This is a genomic window from Advenella alkanexedens (genome assembly GCF_019132845.1).
Taxonomy (GTDB): Bacteria; Pseudomonadota; Gammaproteobacteria; order Burkholderiales; family Burkholderiaceae_B; genus Advenella; species Advenella alkanexedens.
The window spans coordinates 34806-60359 of sequence record NZ_JAHSPR010000008.1; the positions used below are offsets into that span (position 1 = coordinate 34806).

25 protein-coding genes are annotated in these 25554 nt (G+C 49.9%); 13 read left to right on the top strand and 12 right to left on the bottom strand.

The window, feature by feature from the left end:
* Positions 1–2 precede the first annotated feature (2 nt).
* The 3 genes from KU392_RS10740 to paaN form a co-directional block, all read right to left on the bottom strand.
* Positions 3–875, bottom strand: a complete 873-nt coding sequence (locus KU392_RS10740; protein WP_217735289.1) for a branched-chain amino acid ABC transporter permease — start codon at positions 873–875, stop codon at positions 3–5.
* Between the two features lie 66 nt (positions 876–941).
* The gene (locus KU392_RS10745) at positions 942–2099 is read right to left on the bottom strand and encodes an ABC transporter substrate-binding protein (protein WP_169293917.1); all 1158 of its coding nucleotides are present in this window, start codon (positions 2097–2099) and stop codon (positions 942–944) included.
* Positions 2100–2179: 80 nt separating this feature from the next.
* The gene (paaN, locus tag KU392_RS10750; RefSeq protein WP_217735290.1) at positions 2180–3841 is read right to left on the bottom strand and encodes a phenylacetic acid degradation protein PaaN; all 1662 of its coding nucleotides are present in this window, start codon (positions 3839–3841) and stop codon (positions 2180–2182) included.
* A gap of 142 nt (positions 3842–3983) precedes the next feature.
* Between paaN and paaG the strand changes: the two genes are divergently transcribed.
* From paaG to KU392_RS10770, 4 genes are all read left to right on the top strand, one after another.
* Positions 3984–4784, top strand: coding sequence for a 2-(1,2-epoxy-1,2-dihydrophenyl)acetyl-CoA isomerase PaaG (paaG, locus tag KU392_RS10755; protein WP_169293915.1), 801 nt, complete (start codon positions 3984–3986; stop codon positions 4782–4784).
* A 2-nt stretch (positions 4785–4786) separates the two neighbouring features.
* On the top strand, positions 4787–5233 hold the full coding sequence (gene paaI, locus KU392_RS10760; RefSeq protein ID WP_217735291.1) for a hydroxyphenylacetyl-CoA thioesterase PaaI: 447 nt from the start codon (positions 4787–4789) through the stop codon (positions 5231–5233).
* Between the two features lie 52 nt (positions 5234–5285).
* Complete coding sequence (gene paaK / locus KU392_RS10765; RefSeq protein WP_217735292.1) at positions 5286–6599, top strand: phenylacetate--CoA ligase PaaK; 1314 nt, start codon at positions 5286–5288, stop codon at positions 6597–6599.
* A gap of 97 nt (positions 6600–6696) precedes the next feature.
* Entirely contained in the window at positions 6697–7299 is a 603-nt protein-coding gene (locus KU392_RS10770) for a TetR/AcrR family transcriptional regulator (RefSeq protein ID WP_169293912.1), read from the top strand.
* 97 nt (positions 7300–7396) lie between these two features.
* Here KU392_RS10770 and KU392_RS10775 read toward each other — a convergent pair whose 3' ends face one another.
* Genes KU392_RS10775 through KU392_RS10790 form a run of 4 tightly spaced genes read right to left on the bottom strand, consistent with a single transcriptional unit; the run spans position 7397 to position 11258 of the window.
* A complete protein-coding gene (locus KU392_RS10775) occupies positions 7397–8398 on the bottom strand; it encodes a Bug family tripartite tricarboxylate transporter substrate binding protein (protein ID WP_217735293.1) in 1002 nt (333 codons plus the stop codon).
* A 19-nt stretch (positions 8399–8417) separates the two neighbouring features.
* Positions 8418–8615, bottom strand: a complete 198-nt coding sequence (locus tag KU392_RS10780; RefSeq protein ID WP_217735294.1) for a DUF2783 domain-containing protein — start codon at positions 8613–8615, stop codon at positions 8418–8420.
* Positions 8616–8618: 3 nt separating this feature from the next.
* Positions 8619–10244 (bottom strand): FAD-dependent monooxygenase, encoded by a 1626-nt coding sequence (locus KU392_RS10785; RefSeq protein ID WP_217735295.1) that lies wholly within the window; start codon positions 10242–10244, stop codon positions 8619–8621.
* A 48-nt stretch (positions 10245–10292) separates the two neighbouring features.
* Positions 10293–11258: an MBL fold metallo-hydrolase gene (locus KU392_RS10790; protein ID WP_217735296.1), complete on the bottom strand. Its 966-nt coding sequence runs from the start codon at positions 11256–11258 to the stop codon at positions 10293–10295.
* A gap of 239 nt (positions 11259–11497) precedes the next feature.
* Here KU392_RS10790 and KU392_RS10795 point away from each other — a divergent pair, with 239 nt between their 5' ends.
* The 3 genes from KU392_RS10795 to KU392_RS10805 all read left to right on the top strand — a co-directional run bounded on the left by KU392_RS10795 (position 11498) and on the right by KU392_RS10805 (position 14274).
* The gene (locus tag KU392_RS10795; RefSeq protein ID WP_217735297.1) at positions 11498–12325 is read left to right on the top strand and encodes a helix-turn-helix transcriptional regulator; all 828 of its coding nucleotides are present in this window, start codon (positions 11498–11500) and stop codon (positions 12323–12325) included.
* A gap of 93 nt (positions 12326–12418) precedes the next feature.
* Positions 12419–13165, top strand: a complete 747-nt coding sequence (locus tag KU392_RS10800; protein WP_217735298.1) for an IclR family transcriptional regulator — start codon at positions 12419–12421, stop codon at positions 13163–13165.
* A gap of 86 nt (positions 13166–13251) precedes the next feature.
* Positions 13252–14274 (top strand): RNA-guided endonuclease InsQ/TnpB family protein, encoded by a 1023-nt coding sequence (locus KU392_RS10805; RefSeq protein WP_217735299.1) that lies wholly within the window; start codon positions 13252–13254, stop codon positions 14272–14274.
* A 65-nt stretch (positions 14275–14339) separates the two neighbouring features.
* On the opposite strand, the gene KU392_RS10810 is transcribed toward KU392_RS10805, so the two are convergent.
* Both KU392_RS10810 and KU392_RS10815 read right to left on the bottom strand, forming a co-directional pair.
* Positions 14340–14534 (bottom strand): DUF2783 domain-containing protein, encoded by a 195-nt coding sequence (locus tag KU392_RS10810; RefSeq protein WP_217735300.1) that lies wholly within the window; start codon positions 14532–14534, stop codon positions 14340–14342.
* 9 nt (positions 14535–14543) lie between these two features.
* Positions 14544–16235 (bottom strand): FAD-dependent monooxygenase, encoded by a 1692-nt coding sequence (locus tag KU392_RS10815; RefSeq protein WP_217735301.1) that lies wholly within the window; start codon positions 16233–16235, stop codon positions 14544–14546.
* Between the two features lie 254 nt (positions 16236–16489).
* On the opposite strand from KU392_RS10815, the gene KU392_RS10820 reads away from it, so the two are divergent.
* The 4 genes from KU392_RS10820 (at position 16490) to KU392_RS10835 (ending at position 20379) form a co-directional block, all read left to right on the top strand.
* A complete protein-coding gene (locus KU392_RS10820) occupies positions 16490–17026 on the top strand; it encodes a VOC family protein (RefSeq protein WP_217735302.1) in 537 nt (178 codons plus the stop codon).
* Positions 17027–17070: 44 nt separating this feature from the next.
* Positions 17071–18234, top strand: coding sequence for an alpha/beta hydrolase (locus tag KU392_RS10825; protein WP_217735303.1), 1164 nt, complete (start codon positions 17071–17073; stop codon positions 18232–18234).
* Positions 18235–18283: 49 nt separating this feature from the next.
* Positions 18284–19282, top strand: coding sequence for a Bug family tripartite tricarboxylate transporter substrate binding protein (locus KU392_RS10830; protein ID WP_217735304.1), 999 nt, complete (start codon positions 18284–18286; stop codon positions 19280–19282).
* Between the two features lie 92 nt (positions 19283–19374).
* Positions 19375–20379 (top strand): sigma-54 interaction domain-containing protein, encoded by a 1005-nt coding sequence (locus KU392_RS10835; protein ID WP_217735305.1) that lies wholly within the window; start codon positions 19375–19377, stop codon positions 20377–20379.
* 17 nt (positions 20380–20396) lie between these two features.
* Here KU392_RS10835 and KU392_RS10840 read toward each other — a convergent pair whose 3' ends face one another.
* The 3 genes from KU392_RS10840 to KU392_RS10850 are packed head-to-tail and all read right to left on the bottom strand — an operon-like array spanning position 20397 to position 23108.
* Positions 20397–21353 (bottom strand): tripartite tricarboxylate transporter substrate-binding protein, encoded by a 957-nt coding sequence (locus tag KU392_RS10840; RefSeq protein ID WP_217735306.1) that lies wholly within the window; start codon positions 21351–21353, stop codon positions 20397–20399.
* A 58-nt stretch (positions 21354–21411) separates the two neighbouring features.
* Positions 21412–21732 (bottom strand): DUF4387 domain-containing protein, encoded by a 321-nt coding sequence (locus KU392_RS10845; protein WP_169293908.1) that lies wholly within the window; start codon positions 21730–21732, stop codon positions 21412–21414.
* A 14-nt stretch (positions 21733–21746) separates the two neighbouring features.
* Positions 21747–23108, bottom strand: coding sequence for an acyclic terpene utilization AtuA family protein (locus KU392_RS10850; RefSeq protein ID WP_217735307.1), 1362 nt, complete (start codon positions 23106–23108; stop codon positions 21747–21749).
* A gap of 483 nt (positions 23109–23591) precedes the next feature.
* On the opposite strand from KU392_RS10850, the gene KU392_RS10855 reads away from it, so the two are divergent.
* Positions 23592–24569 (top strand): tripartite tricarboxylate transporter substrate-binding protein, encoded by a 978-nt coding sequence (locus tag KU392_RS10855; protein ID WP_169293906.1) that lies wholly within the window; start codon positions 23592–23594, stop codon positions 24567–24569.
* Positions 24570–24632: 63 nt separating this feature from the next.
* Positions 24633–25499, top strand: a complete 867-nt coding sequence (locus KU392_RS10860; RefSeq protein WP_169293905.1) for an isocitrate lyase/PEP mutase family protein — start codon at positions 24633–24635, stop codon at positions 25497–25499.
* The last annotated feature ends 55 nt before the right edge of the window (positions 25500–25554 follow it).

Genomic DNA, 25554 nt, shown 5'->3' on the forward strand with positions numbered 1-25554 from the left:
GCTTAAACCCTCTCGGCAACTTTACGGCCAAACATACCCTGGGGCATGAAAAACAGCACCGCCAGAATCACCACAAATGCAGCAGCGTCCTTATACTGCGAACTGAGATAGCCCGCTGTCAAGGCCTCAAGCAAACCCAGCACCAGGCCGCCTGCCAGGGCGCCTTTGGGATTTCCCATGCCGCCAAGCATGGCTGCGGCAAAACCTTTCAGCGCCATCGTCATGCCAATGTCGTAACTTGTCAGGGTAATGGGTGTAATCAATATCCCGGCCAGGGCACCAATGGCGGCAGATAAGGCAAAGGACAAGGCCATGATATAACGTGTATTAATTCCCACCAGCAAAGCGGCGATACGGTTATTGGCGGTTGCCAGCACTGCCCGCCCCGTTAACGTCCGGGTAAAAAACAGCCATAACGCCACAAACACCAGCAATGCCCCGGCAATCACCCATAAACTCTGTGGCAGAATGGTCGCCCCCAGTACATGAATGGGATCATCGCCAGAAAAAGCGGGAAAGCGATGGAGCTCTTTATCCAGCAATATCTGCGTTAACCCGCGAATAAAAATGGATGCCCCGATGGTAATAATAATCAGGCTGGCCACGGGTGCACCACGGGCCGGTTCAATGGCCAGCTTGTTCAAAAGGATGCCAATGGCTGCCGTCAGCACAATCGCCAGGGTTGCCGCCAATAACAAGGGGGCACCCGCCGCATAGGCGGCAGCCGTAATCATGCCTCCCAGCATGACAAACTCACCTTGGGCAAAGTTGGCCACGTCCGACGCGTTATAAATAATGGTAAAACCCAGGGCCACCAGCGCATAGACGGCGCCAACGGTTAGCCCGGACAGCAAAAACTGCATGAACTCAGACATGTACGTCTCCGGAATTTCATCTGATCGTAATGATGAATGGAGGCATGCGCCTCCACAAAAATGGCGTTACTCGATGAGCTTCCATTTACCATCCTGGATTTCCAGCATCCGGAAAGCACTAAGATCCAAACCCAGATGATCTGCAGCCGACATGGTATAAGTACCGGTGGTGCCTACCAGACCCTTTGTGTTTTCCAACGCATCACGAATGGCGGCAGGTTCTGCTTTTCCGGCACGCTCTATGGCATCCACCACCAGATATAAGGCATCATGCGCATATCCGCCAAAGGTGGAAACCGGCTTGCCAGCCATGCTTTCGTATTGTTGTTTATAGCGCAAGGCCACTTCCCGCTGCGGATCGTCTTCTGCCAGCAACTCGGCAACCAATAAGGGGGTTCCCGGCAAACGCACGCCTTCCGCCTCTTTTTTGCCCGCCAGTTTAATAAAGGCATCCGAGGCCACCCCATGCGACTGGTACAGCGGCAAATCAATGGCCAGTTGTGCATAATTCCGGGTAATAATGGCAGGTCCCGACCCCAGTCCCAGGCTCAGGATTGCCTGAACGCCCTCTTTATTGCGTAAATTGGTCAACTGTGGGGTCATGTCCGCATCAGTGGGGCCAAAGACTTCATCGCCCACTACGGTAATACCATAATCACCCACGATATCCAGACATTGCTTGCGCATGGATGCACCAAAACTGTCTGAACCCGATATCAGGCCCACCGTTAACAGATTCCGCTTTTTCATATCCTCAAAAATCTTGGCGCAGGCCATGCGGTCCGTATGTGGCGTCTTGAAGGTATGGGAGCGTACCGGCTTGATAACTTCAATCGCACCGGCCAGAGACACAAAAGGTATCCCCTCTTCCTGCACGGTGGGTATAATCGCCATTGTTGCACCGGTTGTGGTGCCTCCTATAATGGCAACCACTTCGTCATCTTCCACCAAACGGGTGGCAAAGGTACGTGCTTTGTTGGCATCACCGGCATCATCATAGGCGATCAGCTTAAGCTGCTTGCCAAGCACACCGCCTTTGGCATTAATGTCATCCACCAGCATTTTCAGGGTTTGCGCTTCGGGCTCTCCGAGATAAGAGGCAAACCCCGTAGCCGAAACCGTGGAACCGATGCGGATTTCTGCCTGTACGCCTGTTGCAAAGCATAAAGCGGCAAGCAACCCTGCCCATTTACGTCCTGTTTTTCCTGTTTTGTTATGACTCATTTTTTGTCTCCTGTTTATTTTCAGACATTTAAATACTTTCCGGCCTGTACCTGACGACACCGGCCGGAAACAAACACAGCTTAATTATTTTTCAGGCGACGCCACATCGCCACCCTGAACCGATTGGCCACAAAAGCGGAGTCCGCATAACAGCAGTTACCCGCCGGATTGGCTCCCGTACCATGGAAATCACTGAAAGCGGCACTTTGATTGACAAAAATCCCACCCACCAAATTAACGGACAGGTTCACACCCGCTCGGGCAAATGCATCAACCGCCTGAGCCAGACGCTTTTCATCGGTTTCATAAATAGCCCCTGTAATCGCTCCTTTGGTACGTGCCAGCTGCGTGGCACGACGTATGCCGTCTTCCACATCGTCCACGGCAATCACAAAAGAAACCGGGCCAAAGCACTCGGTACCGTAAACGTTTTCATCACTGGCATCCAAAGCCTGAATCAATGGTGTTGCCGTACGTACCTGTTCCATGCCAGGCAAGGCAGCCGAATCACGGATCAGGCGCCCGGCTCCCCGCATGGTGGCAACGCGTTCCAGCGTAGCCTGATTGGCAATGGCTCCCGTAACCATGACCGCCCGCGCAGGATCAACCAGCAGGGCATCCACGGCACTGGCGATACCGGCGGTCACTTCATCAAACGTTTTGCGCTCGCCATTGACCAAGATCCCGTCACGCGGCACAAACAGGTTTTGCGGTGTTGTACACATTTGTCCGCTGTACAGGGTCAGGGAAAAAGCAATGTTCTGGCACATGGCATCAAAGTTATCGGTAGAGCCCAGCACAATACTGTTCACACCGGCCTCTTCGGTATACACCAGCGGGGTCGCCGCCTGTGTACGCAGCCACTGTCCAAAAGCGCTTGACCCCGTGTAATCAATCAGCGCCACGTCAGGATGCAAAGCCAGTTGTTTTGCCATGCCCATGCCATCCTCTTCAGCCGCCAATAACACGACATCTGCAGGCAGGCCCTGTTCTGACAGCACTTCGCGGGCCACCCGTACTGTTAAGGCCATAGGCAGAATGGCCGATGGGTGCGGCTTGGCAATAACCGTGTTGCCGGTCACCAGATTGGCAAAAAATGCCGAGTAGCTGTTCCAGGTTGGAAATGTCTGGCATCCGATCAGCAACGAAACGCCGCGTGGAATAATGCGCCAGTGTTTTTCCAGGACCAGATCACCTGCCTTGCCCTGTGGCTTGACCCAATCGGTCTGGCTGGGAATCTGACTCATTTCCGCCCAGGCGTAAGCCAGTGCTTCCAGGGCCCTGTCCTGTGCATTCGGACCACCGGCCTGAAATGCCATTGGGAAAGCCTGCCCGGAAGTATGCATCACGGCATTGGCTATTTCAAAGCTCATGCTGTTAAGACGAGCAAGAATTTCCAGACAAATCCCCATACGCACGTCCAGGGGCGTATCGGCCCAGACATTACCGGCTTCCCGTGATTGCTTCACCAGCGTTTCCACACTGGCAACCGGATAACGTATGCCCAATGCCACACCATAAGGGGATTGCTCATTGCCGGCCCGGCCCTGCTCGGGATGACCGGGCAAGCTGAAATCCCTGTTCAAAAGGGCATCATAGGCCTGCTGCCCCTCTTCTTTGGCATGTTCCCCATAGAAACGGGTACTGGGCATTTCCGGATAGGCAGACCAGAACCCGCGATGCCTGATAACCTCAAGTGCCGTTTCCAGCGTAGAACCATGCTTTTCAAATAAACTAGACATTCCTGATTTTCCTGTATGAAATTATTTTCAACACATTATTGACCAACCGGCCGGTTTATGCAATAGTATCGAACATCAAATACAAAAAAAATCCGGGAAAGCCATAAATCCCAACTGAATAAACCGAATTAAAGGAGACAACATGGGACTTCAGTCACATGAAAGTGTTGCAATAAAACTTGAAGAGCATGTTTTGCATCTAACCCTGAACCGTCCTGACAAATTAAATTCGTTCAATGTCGATATGCATCTGGCATTACGGGCAGGCCTCACACAGGCGGCAGAAGACCCTGCTGTGCGGGCTGTTTTGCTGACAGGTGCCGGCCGGGGGTTTTGTGCCGGCCAGGATCTGTCCGAGCGAAACCCTGCAAACGGCCATACCGCACCAGACCTGGGTGAAACCATTGAGCAGTATTACAACCCTCTGGTACGGCAAATCCGCGAACTGGACAAGCCGGTCATTTGCGCTGTCAACGGGGTGGCAGCCGGTGCCGGTGCCAACCTGGCTCTGGCTTGCGATATTGTGCTGGCTGCCCGTTCCGCCCGTTTCATCCAGGCTTTTTCCAAAATCGGCCTGATTCCCGATTCAGGCGGCACCTGGACACTTCCCCACCTTATCGGAGAGGCCCGTGCCAAAGCGCTGGCATTAACCGCGGCCCCACTTGATGCGAGCACTGCGGCCAACTGGGGCATGATTTGGCAAGTCATTGAAGATGATCAATTGCAAATCCGGGCAACTGAACTTGCCCGGGAACTGGCTAAAGGTCCCACTTTCGGCCTGGGCCTGATCAAACAGGCCATCCAGACTGCGGCAAGCAGCACACTGGACCAGCAACTGGAGCTGGAACGCAAGCTGCAACGCCAGGCCGGATGCAGCGAAGATTATGCCGAGGGCGTCAGCGCTTTTCTGGAAAAACGTCCAGCCGCTTTCAAAGGAAAATAAACATGTCCGATCACACCCTTTCCCCCACCCTGGCCCAGGACTGCGCTGACGCCATGTGGCAAGACGATCTTGCCGCCCAGCACTTGGGCATGCAACTGCTTGAAGTTGAAACCGGCAAGGCCTGCATGCGAATGCGCATCACGCCCCACATGCTTAATGGCCACGGCACATGCCATGGCGGCTATATTTTTACCCTTGCGGATACCTGTTTTGCTTTTGCCTGCAATACTTATAATCAACGCACCGTTGCCCAGCATTGCTCAATCACCTACCTGGAACCGGCATTTGAAAACGACGAATTGACGGCATATGCCCGTGAAATCAGCAAACAGGGCCGCAGCGGGCTCTATGACGTTGTTATTCGCAACCAGAACGGTAAACATATCGCCGAATTTCGCGGTCATGCCCGCACGATTAAAGGCACCTTATTGCCCACCACACAATCTTGACTGATCCATCGTCAAAAACACAATAAAGAAACATAAAGCTAGAGGAAACAAAATGGAAAACCTGACCCCCAGAAAAGAAGACCTGGACCCCATCGAAATTGCATCCCGTGATGAGCTGTCCGCCCTGCAATTGCAACGCATGCAATGGACACTTAATCATGCTTATGAAAATTCACCTTTTTACAAAGCGCATTTTGATAAAGCCGGGGTTCATCCATCCGATCTGAAAACCCTGTCAGATCTGGCCAAATTCCCTTTTACCCAAAAAACAGATCTTCGTGATACCTATCCTTTCGGCATGTTTTCCGTGCCACGCGAAAAATTGACACGCATTCACGCCTCTTCCGGCACCACTGGCAAACCGGTGGTTGTGGGATACACCAAAAATGATATTGAGGTTTGGGCAACCCTGGTGGCCCGCTCCATTCGCGCTGCCGGTGGCCGGTCTGGTGATGTCCTGCATAATGCCTACGGCTATGGCCTGTTCACCGGAGGCCTGGGGGCGCATTATGGTGCCGAAAAACTGGGGTGTACGGTAGTACCTATTTCCGGTGGCATGACCGAACGCCAGGTGTCACTCATTCAAGACTTCAAACCCCGCATCATTATGGTCACGCCGTCATACATGCTTTCCATTCTTGATGAATTCCATCGTCAGGGGCTGGATCCACGCGAATCATCACTGGCCATTGGTATTTTCGGCGCAGAACCCTGGACCAATGCCATGCGCCAGGAAATTGAACAGGCCTTTGATATGCATGCTGTTGATATTTACGGCCTGTCTGAAGTCATGGGTCCCGGTGTTGCCAATGAATGCGTGGAAACCAAAGATGGCCTGCATATCTGGGAAGACCATTTTTATCCTGAAATCATTAATCCTGAAACCGGTGAGGTTTTACCCGATGGGGAAGAAGGAGAACTGGTCTTTACGACCCTGACCAAAGAAGGTTTGCCAATTATACGCTACCGCACCCGCGACCTGACCCGCCTTCTGCCCGGTACGGCACGTACTATGCGCCGTATGGAAAAAATTACCGGTCGCAGTGATGACATGATTATTCTGCGCGGGGTCAATGTCTTTCCTACCCAGATCGAAGAACAGATTCTGAAATGCCATGGCCTGGCTCCCCATTTCCAGATTGAACTGAACAGAAGCAGCTCGCGTATGGATAGCATGACGATCAATGTGGAATGCCAGCCCGGTGCCGAAGATGAAAATGCCCGGAATTTTTCGGCCAAAGAACTGGCGCATCATATAAAAAGCATTGTCGGGATCAGCACAATCGTTAATGTTACGTTGCCCGGCACGCTCTTGCGTTCCGAAGGAAAAGCCAAACGGGTCATTGATAATCGTCCAAAACGCTAAATACTGTTGTTCTGAGTAGGGTCTAGGTATAATCCCCAATCAGAAGTAAGCTAGAATAGCGTTTTTGGTTTTTATTTTTATAGGACAGTAAATCAGTATGGCACGCGTCCGCGCAGCAGATTTCGAGGAAAAACAACTTCACATCCTGGTTAATGCTGCCGCAGTTTTTGCAGAATTGGGCATGGAAAAAGCTTCCATGTCACAAATTGCTGCCCGCAGTAAGGTTTCCAAAGCACTTCTTTACCACTATTACCCCAGTAAAAGTGCTTTGATCTTTGATATTATCCGCTCACATCTGGAAGAGCTGGATCAGGCATTGCAAGCCGTTGCCGATGAGTCGCACAACGACTTGCCTGAACTGCGCCTGCGTAAACTGGTCCGTCAAATACTGGAATGCTACCGTGATGCCGATGACAAGCATATTGTTCAATTAAATTGTCGCGGCTTGCTGGCGGAAGAAGAAACCAACGAAATCAATGAACTTGAAAGGCGCATCGTGATGCGGATTGCCGATGCCCTTCACGACATTAACCCTGAAATCAATAAGAAACGTCCTTTACTTAAACCGGTAACCATGTCCCTGTTTGGCATGCTCAACTGGGTTTACATGTGGTTCAAGCCCAACGGGCCCATTACACGCGAAGAGTATGCCGACGTGGCCACCACGTTAGTACTGGAAGGCCTGAAAAACATAAAATAAATTGACATCCTCCCCTTCCTCTCGCTAACGCTCGGCCCCAAGGGGGCCAGGGAAGAGGATTACTGGTTCCCACGCTCCCGCGTGGGAACACCTACCCCTACTCTATCTTTATATTCCGCTCCTGTATCAAATCCCCCCAGCGTTTGGTTTCATCATTAATAAAAGCTGAAAATTCCTTGGGTGAGGAAAAGGTCACATTGATCCCTGCCTCACTTAACTTGGCGACAATTTCAGGATCCTTAATGACTTGTGCATAGGTATCGGCAAGCTTTTCGATAATGGTATCCGGTGTTCCATTTCTGACTGACAAACCAAACCATGACTCCATTTCAAAATCCTTGATGCCCGACTCGGCAATCGTCGGGATTTCCGGAAATTCTTTTACCCGCTCTCGGCCGGCAACCGCAAGGGCTTTTAAGGTTCCTGCCTTGATGTGACTTCTTACTGCCGCCCTGTCCGAAAGCATGAGATCTATTTCACCGGACAATAAATCCTGTACCGCAGGAGAAGCGCCCCTGTAGGCAATCGGCGTCATTTCAAGCCCTGCTTTCATGGCAAACAGTTCCATTCCCAAATGATGCGGTGTTCCAACACCTGGCACCCCATAGGCCATTTTCCCGGGTGATTCCTTTATATAACTGACAAGTTCATCCAGGTTTTGCGCCTTGACCTTTTTGGGATTAATAACCAGCATATAATCATAGGTACCCGCTTTAGTCACCGGAGACAAATCTTTTTCCGGATCATAGGTAAGATTGCTGCGAAGATGGCCATTAACCGAATGAATACTGACTTCCGACAGTAAAACGGTATAACCGTCTGCCGGCATTGTTCTGCCAACCGCCGCAGCTCCAATGGCACCGGATGCGCCGGGCCGGTTCTCAACCACTATCGATTGCCCCAGGAGCTTACCCATTGGCTGCGCAATGGTTCTGGCAAAGACATCATTGCCTCCGCCCGGTGCAAAAGGCACCACCAACTTTATTGCCTGATCAGGATAGGCGCTTTTTGCCTGCAAGCCAGTTGGCAAAAAGCAGCAAGCCGATAAAAAACAGCTCAGCAACCTTCTCATATTCTGTATTTTTTTACTACCTTCCATTTTCTCCCCTCCTTATGGTTCAAACTGAAGACTCTGGCACGCAAAGCGCAAGTGCGATACATTCAGACAACACTTTCTGACTGCCGATCTGATTGGCCAGTATTAAAACAAGACGTGCATTCAGGTCGGCACTTGCCGGCAGATCAAGATCCTTGTGTGCATTGGCCAACTCATCATAAAACTGGTCTGGCTGTTCAAGTTGGTTAACTGTTTTCATTTATTACTCCTCCCGTTCCACATAATTAATGCGATGCATGAGCTCATTGATTTGTGCATGCCCAAACTCTTTAAACCTGGCAAGGACATGCAAATCGGGTCTTAATATCACGATTGAACCGTCCCGAATACCAAGCGCATCGGCTATTTTTTCATCCACATCCAGAATATCATCAGGTTCCTGTTGCCCAATTATCAAGATTTTAAAAATGGCCTTGTTTTGTAATGGCTGCAATACTTCCCTGGACCTGGATATGAGCATTATTTGGCTGTCTGTCGCGTAATCAACCAGTTTTCGTTTTTGTCCATTTTTCAATTCAAGCGCAAGATTGGGAATCGACTCCCCTGCACCGATACTTAAATCAGAATCCTGATAACTAAACGCAGTTGAAAGCCTTCCTGTATTGACCATTGCCTGGGCAAAATCACATTTTTTGGCCAATGCAATAACGGCGTTACGTAATATCCGCTGCCCTTCACCCTGTGGTGACAGGAACCGCACACTTCTGGTGGCCAGATCCATATTATGAATCGCGGCAGGCCTTCGTTCCTGGGAGTAGGTATTCAAAAGCGTCTCTTGCGCCTGCCCTTTAAGTACCAATGCCAGTTTCCAGCCCAGATTATCGGCATCCTGAATACCGCTATTACCGCCACGTGCACCTAATGGGGGAAAGACATGGGCGGAATCGCCGGCAAACAAAACCCGGCGATACTTGAAGTTATCCAGAAGGTGAGTCCGGCTTGCCCAGGGACCTACCCAGACAAGTTCGAATGGCTCGTTATGACCCAATAATTTTCTCACCCTTTCTTCACACACATCGGGTCGGCTTATGTACTCGACATCCGAATCAATTTTCATTTGAAAATCTATGCGCCAGACGCCATCGGCCATGGGATGTTGCCAAACCGCACGCCCGTCATTGACCGGTGATTCAACCCAGGTCCAGCGCTCCAGGGGCAGCTCTTTTTTAAACCGGATGTCTGAAATACACCAGCGCTCGGTCCCTTTTTCAGGAAAAGTTTCCAAACCAAGCTTTTCACGCACGCCACTGGCCAAACCACAACAATCCACCAGCCACTCTGCTTCCAGCCAATAGGTGCCATCCGGCGTTTCCACTTTAATGCGGGAATGCGTTTGCGCCGCCTCAACGTCAATGACACGACTTTTCCAGCGAATTTCTCCCGTTTTCAGTTCATTGATTCTTTCAACCAGAAACCACTCTATATAAAACTGTTGGATATTCAGAAAAGGCGGCTGAAGTGATTGCGAACTTTTTGCCGCATCAAACTCATAAATAATATCATTTTGCCCAACCAGAGATTTTCCTACTGACCAGGCCACCCCTTTCTGGGCTATCTTTTCATATATACCCAAACGATCAAAAATTTCCAACGATTTTTGCGCATAGACAATACCTCTGCTGGAGGCCCCTTTAACGCCAACCGTATCGTCCTCATCCAGCAAAACAAACGCAATACCCCGAGTTGACAAATCTGCCGCCAGGGTTAATCCTGCCAGACCTCCCCCCACAATCACAACCGGATATCGTTGCACCGTTTTATCAAAATCAGCGGGTTTGCGATATTCAAATCGGGGCAGTTTATAACCCGATACGTTTTCCTCAATCATCTCTTTTGTCTCCTTTTAATTTGAATATGTTCACTTTGACAACTTTTATCAGGTATTTTTTTCTGTTGCCCGGTGCACTTCACGCCAAAGTTCCTTATCACGCTCCGCCGTCCAGATACGCGGCTCTGTTATGCCCTGGCTTTCATCAAATGCCCTTGATATACTGAACGGAATACAATGTTCAAATATGAACCAATTGCCATATTTTTCTTTTAAGCGCGGATACGCATAATCAAAGGCTTCTTTCAAGCCACCAAGCGTCGTCCCCTGGCGGGTAATTTCATACACATCAGCCAGATACTCATCCATTTCATCAAATGCTGCCGAACAGTTTTCCTTGCCCAATAACGCCGAGCCACGCCCTGGCACAAGTATGGCCGGTTCAAGACTGCGAATTGCACGCAGCGACTCTCGCCATTCTTTCAAATAAGCATCGCCACAATACGGTGTTGAACGGTAATCAATGGCATCCCCACCAAACATGATCCTGTACTTGGGAATCCAAACCACGGTATCACCCTTGGTATGCCCTTTTCCAAGATGCAAAATCCGTACCTCAAGATCATCGATAAATATTTGCAGTTTTTGCTCGAACACAATGGTTGGCCAGGTCAGGCCCGGGATAGAGTCCACTCCTCTGAACAAGCGCGGGAAACGCTCGAACTCACTGTCGTAATCCTGCTGCCCCCGTTCCTTGATCAGATCAAAGGTACCTCTGCTGGCAATAATCGCCTGGGCATCATAAGCGGAAGCCCCCAAAGTACGTACGGCATGATAATGGGACAACACCACATATTTGAAGGGCGCATCTGAAATCTCCCTGATTTTTTCTATCACGGGCTGTGCCATCGCTGGTGTTGCGGTCGTATCGACCACCATAATACCGCTTTTGCCAATAATCACCAGCACATTCGGGTCCCCTTCCGCTGTCGCGGCATAAATGTTCGGGGCGATCGCTTCAAAATATAATTGCTGATCCTGATGGTCTGCTGTTGATGCAAATGCAACGGTCATTTCCAATTCCTCCTCTGGTTGGTAGATGGGAGAAAGTATGGTTTATTTTTTGCTTTTATCCTGTCACATGGCTTTGTGACAAATTTCCTGCTGAAGACAAAATCCGGTACTTTTTTATGACAATCAGTAATTCTTATAATTGACAGGAAGACCTGTAAGGCTCTACTGTATGTGACACCAGAATTTAGGCCCCATAAAAAAATAAGCCATTAATAATAAATATATTCAAGGAATATTTCATGTTAGCCAAACCTGTATTTCAAACCAATCCGTCAACAAGTGAACATACAGACTCAACATGGTTGCGTTTTTCAAAATATGAACTCCCCGGCCTGATCGGCCAAATCGGAAGCAAGCATTTTATTTCTGCCATTATGGGTGCCATCAGCCGCTCTGTGACACCGGTGGATGTCTGCTCTTTATTCCACTACGACAATGCCAGCAATCCCAGTAACTTTGGAACGGCAAGTCGTGTTTCGAATGAAATCACCCGGCTGACCGCAGAACGTTACGCATCAGGATTGGGTTTGCATGACCCGATGCGACTGGAAATAAACAATGTACTTGCAAGCAATTCAATAGGCGTCTTTCATTTATTCAAGGAGCGTATCAGCTACGCGCCCTATCGTGAGTTGTGTTTTAACCTGACCGGAACGCTGGAGCGTCTTTCCATCCTGTTCAAGGATGACCGGTCTTGTTATGCAATGAGTTTTTACCGGACCTATCACTCCGGCCTGTTTTTCAGAAACGAGGTGAATGCCCTTTCATCGCTGTCTGAAATACTGTCAAGCCTTGTTCTGAAACATCTCAATGTATCCAATCTTTCGCCTGCCATTTTTAACCAATCCGTTTCGGACGATATTCTACGCAAGCTGCATGACAGGGCTAACAATTTATCTGCCAGAGAGGCCGAAGTATGCAAGCTCATTATGCTTGGTCACAGCTCCGAATCCATCAGCCTGAAACTGGACTTATCCATCAATACCATACTGACCTATCGCAAAAGGGCATACACAAAACTCAACATCAACTCACAAAACGAGTTATTCCATATCTGCCTTCATTAGTTCAGTTTCAAAATTCTTCCAATCACGGTATAGTTTGTCTTTGCGCCTGTTCCACTCCTTGCCGGGCACCAAGATAAGACCGTTTACTCTTTTATGACGAAATTTTCCCGTATTGTCGATGTCCTCGATCTGTTTTCAGAAACCGATACTCTTTTGACGGCAGAAGAAATCGCTGAAAAACTGCAAGTTTCAAGACCCACGGCGTTCCGTTATGCAAAAGAGCTCAATGCGGCCGGTTTTCTGGCCAACTACTCGGGACGTTACTCACTGGGTGCCCGTATCATCACACTCGATTACCGGATCCGTCAATCCGATCCCGTCCTGAAAAGAGCTGAACAAATACTGCGTCAGATTTCCGATGAAACCGGATGCGATTCCATTTTTTGTCGCATGTATAACGATGAAATCATTAACGTGCACCATCAGGCCAGCAACAACCCTGTGGGTGTGTCATTCGGTCGTGGTCGCCCGTTACCCTTATTCAAGGGCTCTGCCAGTAAAGTCATGCTGGCCTTATTGCCTTCGGCCAAATTGCAAAAACTGTATGAAAAAAACAGGCATTTACCCGACGTCCGGGAAATCGCCACCGAATGGCCCGATTTCAAACAACACTTTACCGCCATACGCAAGGCAGGATTTTATATCTCAATGCATGAAATCGATAGCGGTGTCATTGGTATTGCCGTCCCGGTTTACACAAGCGGTATTGGCATCGTAGGCGCCATTTCACTGGTCATGACTGAAGAACGCCTGCAAATGATCAACCCCGATGGTGTGGTTGCCGTGTTAAAACAAAGGGCCGCCGAATTCGGCGACCGTCTGGTACAACTTGACCGTTAATACCCGTTCAAGATGGTTTACCACTAAGTGCGGAAAGCCCCATCATTCATGGTGGGGATGGATAGCACGGGGTTATACTAAACCCTATGCAACGCCTTCAAGCCTACCGATTCGAACTGATGCCCAATGGCCAACAGCAGCGCGCCATGCGCAGCTTTGCCGGTTCCTGTCGGTATGTGTATAACCAGGCATTGCACTTGCAGCAGGAACGGTATAAAGCGGGAGAAAAGAAACTGGGTTATGCCGGGTTGTGCAAGGTACTGACTGCATGGAAAAAACAAGCGGAAACCGATTGGTTGAATAACACCCCCAGCCAGGCGTTGCAACAGGCCTTGAAGGACCTGGAACGGGCCTACAAAAATTTCTTTGAAAAGCGGGCCGAATTTCCGCGCTTCAGGAAAAAAGGCCGTGCTGACAGTTTCCGTTATCCGCAAGGTATTCAGCTGGAGCAAGGCAATAACCGCATCTTCCTGCCCAAACTGGGCTGGGTACGTTATCGCAACAGCCGGAACGTTCAGGGTCAGGTTAAAAATGTCACCGTCAGCCAGTCGGCAGGTAAATGGTTTGTGAGTATCCAGACGGAGCGGGAAGTAGACCAGCCCCTGCCTAAAGCGACCACTGCCATTGCCAACGCGCGCAAGGACTTTCTGCATAAGGCTTCAAGCCAGATCAGCCAAAACCACGCCATGATCGTGATTGAAGATTTGCCGATACGGAATATGTCCAGGTCGGCATCCGGCACCCGTGAGCGGCCCGGTAACAACGTAAAGGCCAAGTCGGGCCTGAGCCGTTCCATCCTGGATCAAGGGTGGGGTGAGTTCAGGCGACAGCTTGAATATAAAACCGCATGGAATGGGGGCTGGCTGATTGCGGTACCACCGCAGCATACCAGCCAGACTTGCCCGGCTTGTGGGCATGTATCGAAAGACAATCGCCAGACCCAGGCCCGGTTTCATTGCGTTGAGTGCGGATTTGAAAATCATGCCGATGTCGTCGGTGCGATTAATATTTTAAGGGCGGGACACGCCCGGTTCGCCTGTGAAGTGAGCGATGCAGTCAGGTCGCCAGCAGCAGGAACCCACCGAGGTGAGTTAGCCTCTGTGGGCTAAACACGGCAGGAATCCCCTTCCCTGGCCCCTTGGGGCCGAGCGTTAGCGAGAGGGAGGGGAGGATGTCAAAAGTCCTGTTTTGCAATACGGATATGCTCACGCAGTGTTTCGGCACTCCCAATGGTTTTGGCATTCAGCAACACCAGTTTTACCAGGAACAGCGCTGTTGCCTCCTTGTCCACCTCATCAATGGCACTTGCCAACTCATCATAAATCATTTCCAGCGCATCTACTGGCAAAGTATTATTTTGTTCAGACATAAAAACTCCTTATTGCGGTAATGCGGTATTCAATGCCATTTGAAGACGCATGGCATCAAGGTTAATCCAGCGGGCACAGATATGCTGGTCGGGGCGTAGCAAATAAGCGGCACCATGGTTATTGACGCCGTAGCAGCCACGGATGGCGCCCGATGCATCATTAATGGTTTTATCGGCCCCGGCAATCTCCAAGCCGGGCCCAATCCCAACCACATTCAGGGGAATGCCTTTGGCTCTTGCTTGCCGAACCACCGTCATTATTGATTCAGGGACGGTTTGATTTTGCGTAAAATACAGCAAGTCAAAACCTCCGCCAAGATAATCAAGCAGATAATTATCGGCGCCCAAACGAACATTTTTAGGCGGAGCACCATGTGCCGGGCCTGCCTGAAAAAGCGCATTGTCATCCCCCATGCTATTCAGGGCAGAGTGCGTGTACTCATGCGGTCGCGAAGTACGCCAATGATATAGTGGCCGCACGAACGCCTGCGTCAGTGAAAGTGAAAGCACGGCATCACGCAGCAAATGAAAGCCACGACTGGGAGGGGTCATGAAACGGGTGCTTTTACCGGCCTCCTCAATAATTTCCCTGGCTGCGGTCACTCGTTCGGCACTGTAATTTTCCAGCAGTTTTCTGCTGGCCAGTCCCTTGACCACAAAGGCCAAGTGCCAGGCCAGTGACTGACCATCCTGAAAGCCGGTATTGGCCCCCCGGACACCGAAAATAGGAAGCAAGTGTGCGGCATCACCCGTAAAAAGAATATTGTCATGGACATAATCCGGCAATGTCAGCGTGCGTGCCGAATACACCGAACACCAATCCAGCTCCCAGGTTTTATCCGCATATCCAATCATGGCCAGCTGGGCATCAATACGGGCCTTGATTGATTCCGGCTTGAGCGCTTCGTCCGGGTCCTCTCCCTCAGGAAGTTGATAATCCAGCCGCCAGATGCCATGTGGTTCACGATGCATCAGGATGGTATTGCCAGGATTCCACTCGGGTGCGAAAAAGGCCATTCTTTCAGTGGGTAGCGGCAAATCAATTTTGATATCCGCAATAACGAACTTGCCTTCATAAGAAGTCCCCTCCATTTCCAGGCCCAGTGCTGCGCGGATACCGGAACGTCCCCCGTCGGCAGCAACCAGCCATTGTGTTTCAAGTGAATAAGTTCCCTCTGGTGTATCAACGACCAGCTCAACATATCCCTCTTTCTGCTCCACCTGAACCACTTTATTGCCCCAGCGAAAATCAATCAATGGATTCGCCTTGCATGCATCATGCAAAAACTCTTCCATATATTGCTGTTGCACATTGATTAAGGGGTAAAAGCGGTCATTCACATCGTAGGGGGCCTCCATGCGGAATACCCGCTTGCCACGATAATAAGAATTGCCAAAACGCCAGGGCAGGCCGGCCTCTGTCATACGCTCATCAATGCCAACCTGTTGCAGAATTTCCATTGAGCGTCGGGTAAATGCCAAAGCACGACTACCCTGGGAAACCTGCAACTCTGCCGTCACGACCACACAAGACACGCCCAATCGTGCCAGTTCCAGTGCGGTTACCAGACCAGACGGACCGGCACCAACAATGACAACCTGCTTGCGATCCTGAGGGGCATGTTGCGAAGCAAGCCAGGGTTGATGAATTTTATAGTCGTAATAAAGTGAAAACCGAGGTTCGGTAGATGGTAAATGCATGGTGTCTCCTCAAAATATTTTTTAAATAATATCAAAAGCTGATACTTTTACAATATAAATTACAATTACAAAAAAATAATTAGGGTTTTCATGCACATAAAAACAATTTTTTTTCTTTACTTAGTTAAAAATCACCCATACTTATAAATTTTTTCAAATTAACTAGGGTTTTCTCTATTTAATTTATTTAAAAATAATATAAAGTATCAATAATTGAAACTTTTATAAAACAATTCCTGGTCCAGGAGAATGAGATGCCTTTAAACCACTTTGAACCCATACAGCGTTTGCACCACTTCGCATGGCGCTGTAAAGACGGCGAGCAAACGCGCGCTTTTTATGAAGACATTCTGGGATTACCCCTCATCCATATTATTCGTGCGGATAATGTCCCCAGTACCGGAGAGCACTGCCCTTACGTCCATCTTTTCTTTCGCCTGCAAGATGGCTCTTCCATCGCCTTTTTTGACCTGGGAGATGACCAGACCGCATTACCCTCACCCAATACGCCCGCCTGGGTCAACCATCTGGCACTCAAAGTTGACTCTTTGGCGGCATTGGAGCGTGCAAAAACGAAACTGGAAGCCGCCGGCATTCAGGTTCTGGGTATTACCGATCACGGTTTTGTAAGATCCATCTATTTTTTTGACCCTAACGGTATCCGGCTTGAATTAACGGTCGACATGTTTCCCGAAAACTTGTCCGAAGAAAGCATTCAGCTGGCGCATGACAAACTGGCAAGCTGGACCCGTGAAAAAGCACAAGCCCGCTTGTCCATACTGAAGCAATAAATTTTTGTCAGAAAACCCAGGATTTAACAGGTATTGAATATTTTATGAAACACGAAATTGAACAGCAATGGGTACATGTCAGCTATAAGGAAACCAGCAAGTTCACCGAAACCTATGGTTTTGTGGGCAGTCAGGGAACCGTCAATCTCGAAGGCGTACTGATCAAGCCCAAAAAACACGATAGAAAAACCGTCTTTCTCATGATGCACCCCAGTTCCACCTTGCAATTGCTGCCGCTTCCAAATGCAATGGCCGCAAACGGGTATCCGGTTTTGTGCATGGGAAGCCGCTATGTCAAAAATGATTCAGCCCTCATCTATGAAAAAATCCTTCTTGATCTTGGCGCTTGCGTTCGTTATGCCAAAGGCCAACTGGGCTATGAAAATGTGATTCTGCTGGGTTGGTCGGGGGGGGGTTCATTGGCCCTGTTCTACCAGTCTCAGGCCCAAAATCCCACCATTACCCATACGCCCGCCGGTGATATGGTGGATATCAAAGAGTCCGGTCTGACACCTGCTGACGGCATCGTTCTTGAAGCGGCTCACCGCTCGCGGGCACGCTGCTTAAGCGAATGGATAGACCCGTCGGTCATTGATGAACTCAACCCGGACAGAAGAAACCCCGAATTTGACCTGTATTCACCTTCCCTTTCTGTTCAGCCGCCCTACCCGCAGCAATGGCTGCAGGCTTATCGCCAGGCACAACTGGCGCGCGTACGGCGTATCACTGATTGGGTGCAGGAAACCCTGGAAACCCTGAAAAAACGCAATACGGCTGAAATAGAGCGCTGTTTCGTCACCCATCGCACCATGGCGGAACCGCGTTTCCTGGACGGCAGCATCGACCCGAATGACAGAAAAATCGGACATTGTTACATGGGTATTCCCGAAACCGTTAATACCGGTCCGGTTGGTCTTGCCCGCTTTTCCACTTTACGCTCCTGGTTATCGCAATGGTCCATAGACCACTCAAGAGCAGACGGTGAGTCTTGTGCCAGACATATTACGGTTCCCTTGCTGGCCATCGAACACAGTGCAGATGATGCCGTGCCCCAACGCGATATCGGTTTAATGTACCAGGCCTATAACAGTACCGACAAGCAAATGCATTGCATCAAAGGTGCGAATCATTACTTCAAGGGACAGGCAGAGGAACTGGCCCAGGCCATTGCCTTAATTACCGACTGGACCCAGAAACATAACTGGTAAACAGACCATAAGCTGCACACTATTTTAAAATAAACCGGAGACAATCAACATGTTGAACTCAATACAATATCGCAGTTCCCGCTTTGGCTCATTTTTTCTGGGCCTGTCCGCAGGCATGGCCCTTCTGCTCGCGCAGCCAGCCATTGCCCAGGAGTATCCGAAAAAAACCATCAAATGGATTGTCCCATACGGAGCAGGTGGTGCCTCTGATATTCTGGCCCGACTGCTTGGTGAGCAAATTGGTGCCGAACTGAAACAACAGATCATCATTGAAAACCGCCCCGGTGCCGGTGGCACGATCGGGACGGCCGCCCTGGCCAAAGCCCCTGCCGATGGGTACACATTGGCAACCGCCGATAACAGCACCCTGTTCAATAACTGGCATCTTTTCAATAACTTGAATTACAGGCAGAATGATTTTGAGTATGTGGCAACAACCGTACATCTGCCTTTGCTGTTGATCGTCAATACAGAAAGCAATGTCACCAATTATCAGGAATGGCTGGAATGGGTCAAACAAAGCCCGAACAAAATCAGTTATGCCTCTCCGGGCATCGGATCACCCCATCATATCGCCATGGAAACCTTAAGTGACCGGGAAAAAATCAACATGGTTCACGTTCCCTACCGGGGTGATGCGGCCGCTATGACTGATCTTGTTGGTGGCCAAATCCAAACTGCCCTGGTTGGCGTTGCCAATGCCCGGCAATACCAGAACGACCCTCGTGTGCGCTTTCTGGCGGTTACCTGGCCGTCACGTTTAAGCAGCACGCCCAATGTGCCAACGTTCGAAGAACTGGGCGTAAAAGACTTCAGGGGGAGCGCGGAACAGGGTATTATCATGCCGGCAGGCGTACCCAAAGAGATTGTCAATCGCTGGAACGCGGAAATAACCAAAGCACTTGAAATACCTGCCGTCCGTGAAAAACTGGAGGTTCTGGGCATGTATCCTGTAGCATCCACACCGGAAGCCTTCAAGTCTTATGTTGATGAGCGGGCCAAACAGGCAGGGGAAATCATCAGGAAAAGTGGTATCACGGTTAATTGACGGCACTTATGCGGCCAGCCTGGTGATTGCTATCCAAAGACTTGAGACTATAATGTCATTTCTCCGTCTCACGCTCATTTGAAGATTTCGGCATGTCAAACCCCACACCGGTTAATGAGATAATTGGCAACCATCCTTCCATGGTTGAATTGAAAAACCTGATCACCAAGGTGGCCCGCAGCAAAGTCAGCACGGTCCTGATCTACGGCGAAACCGGCACCGGCAAGGGGCTGGTTGCACGCACGCTCCATGAACAATCCAGCCGCGCCAGTCACCTCTTTACGGAAATCAATTGCGCCGCCATTCCTGGCAACCTGCTCGAGTCTGAACTGTTCGGACACGAGCGGGGCTCATTCACCGGTGCGGTCGATAAAAAAATGGGGTTATTGGAAGTCTCCAACGGTGGCACCGTGTTTCTGGATGAGATACGTGAACTTGACCCTATTATGCAGGCCAAAATCCTGACCTTACTGGACAGCCGCCGTTTCCGGCGCATTGGCTCGGTGCAGGAGCAGTCTACCGACCTGCGCTTTATTGCCGCCACCAATAAGATACTGCTGAATGAGGTGTCGGCCGGCAAGTTTCGGGACGATCTTTATTATCGGCTCCAGGTGGTTTCCATCAACATTCCTCCTTTACGGGAGCGCGGAGACGATGTTTTTGTACTGGTAGACCGTTTCCTGAAAAAATACAATGCCCTGCATGATGCTCATTTCACGGAAATAAGCACAGCCGTCAAGGAAATTTTTCAACAATACCGTTGGCCAGGCAATGTCCGTGAGCTTGGCAATTTACTGGAGCGGATTTGTATTCTGGAGGAAGGGGAAGTCATTACTGAAAAACACTTGCCATCTCGTATTATCCGCGAGGCAAACGGACAAAGCGCCATGATCCCGGATAATACGGCAGGCAGCACCGGTCATGATGACGCCCTATCAGCCAGTGATTATTTCGAACAGACGGCACGCTTCCAGAAGTCACTCATTTTGCAGGCCCTAAAACGCAGTGCCGGCAACCAGACTCTGGCTGCCAGCATCCTGGGCATATCCCGTCATGCCTTGCGTCACCAACTGTCCAGGCTTGGAATAACGCCCTGAGCCCACAGAAACCGACATCAGTTGGCCTGGATCTGGTGTTGGTCCGCCAGCTTTTTCCATCGCTCAAGATCACCCGAAACGCGCTGGGCAAACTCCTCACTGCTCATGGCAGAGGGAACCGTCCCATCCATCTCGAGCAAACGTGCCAGCTGTTTGGACTGACTGATTTCATTCAGTGCCTCATTCAGGGTTTCAATGAATTCGGGCGATGTGCCCGCAGGTGCAAAAATCCCCACCCAAATATCCACGTCATAGCCCGGCAGGGTTTGTGAAGCGGGCGGCAAGTCAGGAAATGCAGGATGTACGCCCGGTGCCGTTGTTGCCAGCAATTTTACCTTGCCGGTGGGCAACAATGGCGCCAAAGAACTGTAGTTGGCCAGCATAATGTCCAGCCGTTCACCGGCAAGGTCGGCAGCCGCATTGGCCGCTCCTTTATATGGCACATGCGTCATTTTCACATCGGCCGAATCTTCCATTAATGTTGTGGCCAAGTGCGCCAGTGAGCCAATTCCCGATGATCCATAATTGACGGCACCAGGACTCATGCGGGCTTTGTTCATGACATCCGGCAATGAGGCATAGGGCTTCTGCGCGGGAACCGCGATCACCAGTGGTCCCTGCCCGATCATGGCAACGGGCGTAAAGCTCTTGATGGGGTCATAGGGCAAAGACGGTTGCGTGGCCGCGGTTGTTACAAATGTAGACGAGGTGAGTAGCAAAGTGGAACCGTCATTGGGCGCCTTTGCCACATAATTTGATCCAATGACCCCTGCCGCACCCGCCCTGTTTTCAACAATCACAGGGCGCTTGAGTTTGTCAGAAAGTAACGGAGCAATAACACGGGCAATTGAATCATTGCTGGCCCCGGTGGAAAAAGGCACCACAAGCGTGATGGGTGAGGCTGCATTAGCCTGGGAAGCCAGCAATAATACAGAGCTTAAGATAAGTGTTGCTTTGCTGATGAAGTATTTCATGATTGTCTCTTTATATTAGCTAATTATAGGTTACGTTATTTGAATGAAATTTCATTCATTAAAGATCGACAGGCAGCTCCAGCAATGGCGCGTATTGTTGTGCGCCAAAAATATCGCCATCACCGGCCGAACCACTGGGTCTTTGACGGTATATTGTGAATTTGATCGCCAGACCCGGATCGTATTCAACAAAATCCGAAATACGCTCATCAGAAATATTGTACAAATCACATACTGTCTGTCTGGAAAGCGCTCCTGATTTTTTAACTGCCTGATAGGTTTCCTGATCCCTGAAAATGATATCAAACGTGATTTTATTGACACCGGCATTTTTGCTGCGAATGGTTTTGGCTAATTGGTTCAGTTTATAGCTTGTCATGATAAGGCTCCTTGTTATACGCCAGCGGTAATCATATTGGTTGGGAAAAGTTCAAACACATCATCAACAGGCATGGTGTGGTTAAGTGTCCAGCGATAGGCGGCACTGGCTTCAACCACCTCATCCAACGGGAAGGATACCGAGCCTGCGGTGCCTTTAACATCAGGCAAGCGGGCATAAAACATCTGGCGCAGACCGATCAATGTCAGCTCTTCCGCCATTTCACGCGTTGGTGCAACGCCCTGTACCAGGACACCCACTTCATGTCCTGTCTGATGCCGTAATGGTTCCAGCGCTCCCATCACACCGTCACGGCCATATACGCTGTAATGCAGCTGATAACCCTCATCACCAAACCGCTCTTGTACTTTTTCTCTGGCCCAGCCAATGACCCGGTCTATATTTGCAATGGTATAAGGGTCACGGACGCCACAAAACCCGATGAACCGCTCCCCCACTTTTCCTGAACCTTCCAGTTTTACGCGAATCTGCTGTGCAGGATGAAAACGTGAACCCGTAATTCGGGTGGTTTTCTCTGTAAGCTGTTCATAATGACAATCAGTCATATCCAGTCTACCGCCCGCAAAAAATTCTTCGAAGGGGTTTGAACGCTCATACATGGCATGACCGGCTACCGAAGCAATCGTGCAACGCTGCTCCGGGTGCATGGCGGTCACCTGGACATCATCATGAGAGATTTCCCCCATCACCGTTTCCTTGCCACCATACGGTTCGGCACAAAACGATGCGCACTCCAGAACCTTACCAAGATAGTAGGCTTTGTCCTCTGGAAAGCCCTTGAAAATCGCCGGTGCCGCAAATACGGCCGCATCGGAACTTCTTCCGCCAATAATAACATCAGCCCCCTGCTCCAGAAGCTTGATATAAGGATGTACCCCCGCGACGGCCACAATACGGTCAGTGGCATCCAGTTCGGCTTCTGTCAGGTCATCAAAACCATCCAGGCCGGTCACACTGTCCCCATTACGGATTTTCATGCGAACCGTTTCCTTATCCACTTCGGAATAAAAATAACCCAGCTTGAATTTGGGCAAATTATGTTTTTCCGCCAGTTCCTGAATAATGCGGACATACATATCAACCCGGCTATTGGAACCGGTATCACCCGCCGAACCAATAATCATGGGTACGCCCAGCCGGCGCGAAGCCAATAGCATTTCTTCCAGGTCATGCATCTGCCATGCTTGCGGACTGGTGGAGGTATCTGAACCCAAAGGCACGGGGCCGACATCATCACTGCCGGAATCCGCTGCAATAAAATCCGGTGCCGCCTGAACTCCAATATGAAAACTTTCGGTTCTCAACGGGGCAAAACCCAAATGACCGTTAGGACAAATAATCTTCATCGATTTCATGTTTCTACTCTCTTGTATGGCATTAAAAATTTACGCATTCGCGTAATCCACACTACATACAGCAAAATACATGCCAATTTTCATTAATAAAAAAATCGTTTAATATCAATGAGTTAATGAATCCAGTGTTATTTATTTATTTTTTAATGTGAGCAATTTTCACGCTATAATGCGTGCAAATAACACATTAATCATCTTTTGCAAGCTACGCAATACTCGTTCCCATGCTCTGCGTTGGAAAGCCCGCCTCCCAGCCATTAAAAAGCCCACCTTGATCTACATCACGCGTAAATAATTATTTCTTGACAGCCAATGCATTCTCCCTTAAATTTGTCCGTACATTACAAACATACGTACAAATATAATAATTCTTATAAGACATCCAACAAAGCAGCACTCCCAAAGGATGCCCAACCCTATGTATTGCCACCCATCACGGGTGATTCCAATACGACAAAACAAAAATTTTCTTCAGGAGACAAAATGAAGCAAGCTCATACACGGCTATTTTCTTTGATTCTTATGGGTACCAGCATCGCTGTTGCCACACCAGCCCTGGCCGCAGACCCTTACCCCACACAACCCATTACCCTGGTCGTCCCCTACTCTGCCGGTGGCGGCACCGATATTATTGCCAGGCATCTTAGCGACCGGCTTTCCAAGGTATTCAAGCAACCCGTCATTGTTGAAAACAAACCTGGCGCCAATGGCATTATCGGGACCCGTTCAGTCGCCACGTCAAAACCGGACGGCTACACCTACGCCCTGGTGGTCAACAGCCACCTGATCAATCCCCTGGTCACCAAAGACATTCCTTACGATACATTCAAGGATTTCATTGGGGTCACCATGGTGGCCCGTTCTCCCCTGGCATTTTTAAGCAGTTCTACACTGGATGCCAAAAACATTAAAGACTTCCTTGCGCTGGCCAAAAAACCCGGTAACAAATTTGCCTATGGCAGCTCCGAAAACATGACCCGTCTGGTTGGAGATATGTTCAATCACTACAATAAACTGAACATGATCAGCGTTCCCTATAAAGGCGGGGCACCGCTCATGGCTGATGTTGCGGGTGGCGTGACCACCATGGCCACAGGCAGTTTGCTGTCTTCCAGTGCTTATGTGCAGTCTGGCAAAATTACCCCGTTGGCGGTAACCGGCCAGTCCAGAACCCAAATGTGGCCAGATGTACCCACCATGGCAGAACTGGGCTTTAAAGAATTTGATAACGTCTACGTGACTTACAGCATTTTTGCACCCGCCAAAACACCCAAACCTTTGCTGGACAGCATGCAACAAGCCGTGGCTCAGGTCATTAACCAGCCCGACATGAAAGAAATCCTGCAAAAACAGGCTGCCGAACCGGTGGGTGATTCGGTTGAAAAATTCAATGAACAGGTCAAAAAAGATTTTGAACTATGGCGCAACCTGGCGGTGGCCATTGATTTGAAACCCGTTTGATTCATTCCCGCTTAACCCTGAATACACAGGCCTTGAACCGCATACAAGGCCTGACGGATTGCCATGAACAACGAAAAACATAAGCTGAAACAAATAATTTCCCCGGGCAAACTGGTGATCGCCCCCGGTGTGTATGACCTGATTTCCGTCAAGATCGCCAGCCAAATGAACTTTGACTGCCTTTACATGACAGGTTACGGAACCGTGGCTTCTTATCTGGGCTTACCGGATGCCGGCCTTGCCACCATGACCGACATGAACAACCGGGTAGCCGCCTTTTGCAATGCCACCGGCAAACCGGTGATTTGTGATGGAGACACCGGTTATGGCGGCTTGCTGAACGTGGCCCATACCGTTCGCGCCTATGAAAAATCGGGCGCGGCGGCTATCCAGCTTGAAGACCAGGCGTTTCCTAAAAAATGCGGCCATACGCCAGGACGCCGGGTGACTCCTGCCGCTGACATGGTCAAGAAAATCAGGGTGGCCGTCGATACCCGCTCAAACCCCGATTTTCTGATTATTGCCCGCACCGATGCCCGAACCAGTCTTGGACTGGATGAAGCCTTGCGCCGGGGCGAACAATATGCCCGGGCTGGTGCAGACATCATTTTTATCGAATCGCCTGAAAATGAAGAGGAGATGTGGAAAATTGCCAAAACGATTGAAAAGCCCCTGCTGATCAATCTGGTGGAAACCGGCCGCACACCCATTCTGCCCCCTGCCACGTTGCAGGAAATGGGCTATGCCATTGCGATCTATCCTGCCCTGGGGTTTCTGGCCGCTGGCCAAGCACTGCAAAATGCCTACCAGCATTTGGCCACCCACCACACATCAGTCGGGCTTGAACCCATGCTTTACAATTTTTCCGATTTCAATAAGCTGATTGGTTTCCCGGAAATTTGGGAATTTGAGAAAAAATATGCCGACTGAAACCTGAACAGAAACGCAGGCAAAAAAACAGGAGGCCAGGCCCCCTGTTTTTTTT